Source organism: Rickettsia sp. TH2014 (assembly GCF_019249195.1).
Lineage (GTDB): Bacteria > Pseudomonadota > Alphaproteobacteria > Rickettsiales > Rickettsiaceae > Rickettsia > Rickettsia felis.
In genome coordinates, this window is sequence record NZ_MXAX01000039.1 from 1 (window position 1) to 3258 (window position 3258).

Consider the following 3258-nt stretch of genomic DNA (forward strand, 5'->3'; position numbering starts at 1 on the left):
TATACTCTAAGCGCTATATTGACTTTTTTTTAATCTCCACGCAACAACGCCTTGCGAGAAAGGCTTGCTTGCGTRGACTCCCAGTCGTCATTGCGAGGAGCGAAGCGACGTGGCAATCTCATGAAATAATAACAAACTCCTGAGATTGCTTCGTCAAAATTTTCAATTTTTTCTCGCAATGACGTGATATAAGTTTTTTATTATTAATATTATGACTAAAACCAAACAAGAAATTTATAATAAGCGCCCGACTTCGCCGCATTTAAGCATATATAAGCCGCAAATAAGTTCTACATTGTCGATTTTGCATCGTATGACCGGCGTAGCTCTATTTTTTGCAGTATCGATTTTGGCGTGGTGGTTGATTCTTAGCAAATATGACAATAATTATTTACAACTTGCTAATTGCTGCATTATAAAAATATGCTTAGTAGCCGCTAGCTACGCTTGGTTTTATCATTTATGTAACGGCATCAGGCATTTATTTTGGGATATTGGTTACGGCTTTTCTATAAAAGCAGTTAATATCACTGGTTGGTGTGTGGTTGTATGTTCTATATTATTAACTATGTTGTTGTGGGTGTAGTAATTAAAAACGTCATTGCGAGGAAATTACGTAAGTAATTGACGAAGCAATCTCAGGATATTTGACGAGATTGTCACGTCGCTTCGCTCCTCGCAATGACGAAAAAGACGTATGACAGCTTAATATGTTTAGAGAAAATTCATGGTATATGATTTTAAAGCAAAAATTGTAAAAGCAAAAAATAGCGGTTCTGCTAAAAGCAGTTCTCATCATTGGTTATTGCAAAGAGTAACGGGGATTATATTAGCTTTATGTTCTATATGGTTAATATATCTCACGCTAACTAACAAAAATAATGACATAAATATTATTATGTGGGAGCTTAAAAAGCCATTTAACGTAGTAGCATTGTTAATTACGGTGGCTATTTCGTTGTATCATGCAATGCTTGGTATGCGTGTAGTGATTGAGGATTATGTAAGTTGTCACAAATTACGTAATATATTGATTATAATAGTGCAATTATTTTGCATTGCGACTATTGTAGCTTTTGTAGTAGCGATGTTTTATAGGGGATGATCCTGTGTGTTTTCGATGTCATTCCCGCATAAGCGGGAATCCAGTACTGTAAAGCTTTTTTAAAAAGCTCGATTTATCTCGCTTTATTATGGATTCCTACCTTCGTAGGAATGACATAAGCAACGTTTGTAGCAACTAATATCGAATGAAATAAATAGTAAAAAATTAATTTAATGACCAAAGCGTATAATATCATTCATCATAAATTTGACGTAGTAGTTGTAGGTGCGGGCGGGGCCGGTCTTCGTTCTGCATTCGGTATGGCTAAAGAAGGGCTAAATACCGCATGTATAACTAAGCTGTTTCCAACCCGTAGTCATACTGTAGCTGCTCAGGGAGGAATCAGTGCAGCACTTGGAAATATGGGTACAGATGATTGGCGTTGGCATATGTATGATACGGTAAAAGGTTCTGATTGGTTAGGTGATCAGGATGCCATCGAGTATATGTGTAAGAACGCTCCCGATGCGATTTTAGAACTTGAGCATTACGGTGTACCTTTTTCAAGAACCGAAGAGGGGAAGATTTATCAGCGTCCTTTCGGCGGTATGACGACGGAGTACGGCAAAGGAAAAGCAGCTCAGCGTACCTGTGCTGCGGCAGATCGTACGGGGCATGCTATACTTCATACGTTATATCAGCAGTCGCTAAAGCATAAAGTGCAGTTTTTTGTGGAGTATTTTGCTATTGATTTATTAATGGAAGACAGCGAATGTAGGGGCGTAGTTGCGTGGAACTTAGATGATGGTAGTCTGCATTGTTTTAGAGCTCATAATGTAGTGCTTGCAACGGGTGGATACGGGCGTGCTTATTTTTCAGCAACTTCCGCTCATACTTGTACAGGTGATGGAGGTGGTATGGCGATTAGAGCCGGTTTGCCGCTGCAAGATATGGAGTTCGTACAGTTCCATCCGACAGGCATATATTCGGCAGGTTGTCTTATTACCGAGGGAGCAAGAGGTGAAGGTGGATATCTCGTCAACGCAAACGGTGAGCGTTTTATGGAGCGTTATGCTCCTGCTGCAAAGGATTTAGCGTCAAGAGACGTAGTTTCAAGAGCAATGACCATAGAAATCAGAGAGGGGCGAGGAGTCGGCGAGTATAAAGATCATGTATTCCTGCATTTAAATCATTTATTGCCTGAAATTTTACATAGTCGTTTGCCCGGTATCTCTGAGACGGCTAAAATTTTTGCCGGTGTTGATGTCACTAAAGAGCCGATACCGGTACTTCCTACAGTTCATTATAATATGGGCGGGATACCGACTAATTACCACGGTCAAGTCATAATCAAAGACGGTACGAATCATAATAGCGTAGTAAAGGGACTTATGGCAATCGGTGAAGCTGCTTGCGTATCGGTACACGGAGCTAACAGGTTGGGGTCAAATTCTTTGCTTGATTTAGTAGTATTCGGTAGAAGTAGTGCTTTAAAAGCAGCTGAACTTATTAGTCCAGCGAGTCCTCATAAGCCTATAAAAGAGGCAAGTCTTGAAAAAATTATAAATAGATTTGATAAAGTCCGTCACGCTAACGGTAATATTTTAGTTGCAGATTTAAGGCTTAAAATGCAAAGAACTATGCAAAGCCACGCTTCGGTATTTAGAACTCAAGAAGTACTAGATGAAGGAGCAGGAATGATTAGCGAAATAAGAAACGGCTACAAAGATATAAAAATTAACGATAAATCTTTAATTTGGAATAGTGATTTAGTGGAAGGCCTAGAGCTAGATAATCTACTTGATCAGGCTTTGGTAACGGTATATTCGGCAGCTGCAAGAAAAGAAAGTAGAGGAGCTCATGCTAGGGAAGATTATCCTGATCGTAATGATGGAGATTGGATGAAACATACTCTTAGCTCTATCGATGAAGCAGGTAAAGTAGTTCTTGATTATAAACCTGTAACGCTAACCACTTTAACCGATGAGATAAGTGCAATTCCACCGGCTAAGAGGGTGTATTAAAAAATCGTCATTGCGAGAAGAATTACGTAGTAATTCGACGAAGCAATCTCAGGAGTTTGTTATTATCTCATGAGATTGCCACGCAGCCTATGGCTCCTCGCAAGACCTTGTTGCGTAGATATAAAAAAAAGTAGCTGCGAACTAAGAAAAGTAGTAAATCGACAAAAAACTTAACCACAAGTGTGTATG

Annotated in this window: 3 protein-coding genes; all 3 read left to right on the forward strand. The window is 39.3% G+C overall.

The genetic code is table 11. The features are described from left to right. The first annotated feature begins 211 nt into the window (after positions 1-211). The 3 genes from sdhC to sdhA all read left to right on the forward strand — a co-directional run bounded on the left by sdhC (position 212) and on the right by sdhA (position 3069). Entirely contained in the window at positions 212-586 is a 375-nt protein-coding gene (sdhC, locus tag KYQ89_RS00545; RefSeq protein ID WP_218459860.1) for a succinate dehydrogenase, cytochrome b556 subunit, read from the forward strand. A gap of 141 nt (positions 587-727) precedes the next feature. After that, positions 728-1105 carry a succinate dehydrogenase, hydrophobic membrane anchor protein gene (gene sdhD / locus KYQ89_RS00550; RefSeq protein ID WP_218459861.1) on the forward strand — a complete coding sequence of 126 codons (378 nt, stop codon included), beginning with the start codon at positions 728-730 and terminating at the stop codon, positions 1103-1105. Positions 1106-1278: 173 nt separating this feature from the next. Then, positions 1279-3069, forward strand: coding sequence for a succinate dehydrogenase flavoprotein subunit (sdhA, locus tag KYQ89_RS00555; protein WP_218459862.1), 1791 nt, complete (start codon positions 1279-1281; stop codon positions 3067-3069). Positions 3070-3258: the final 189 nt, after the last annotated feature.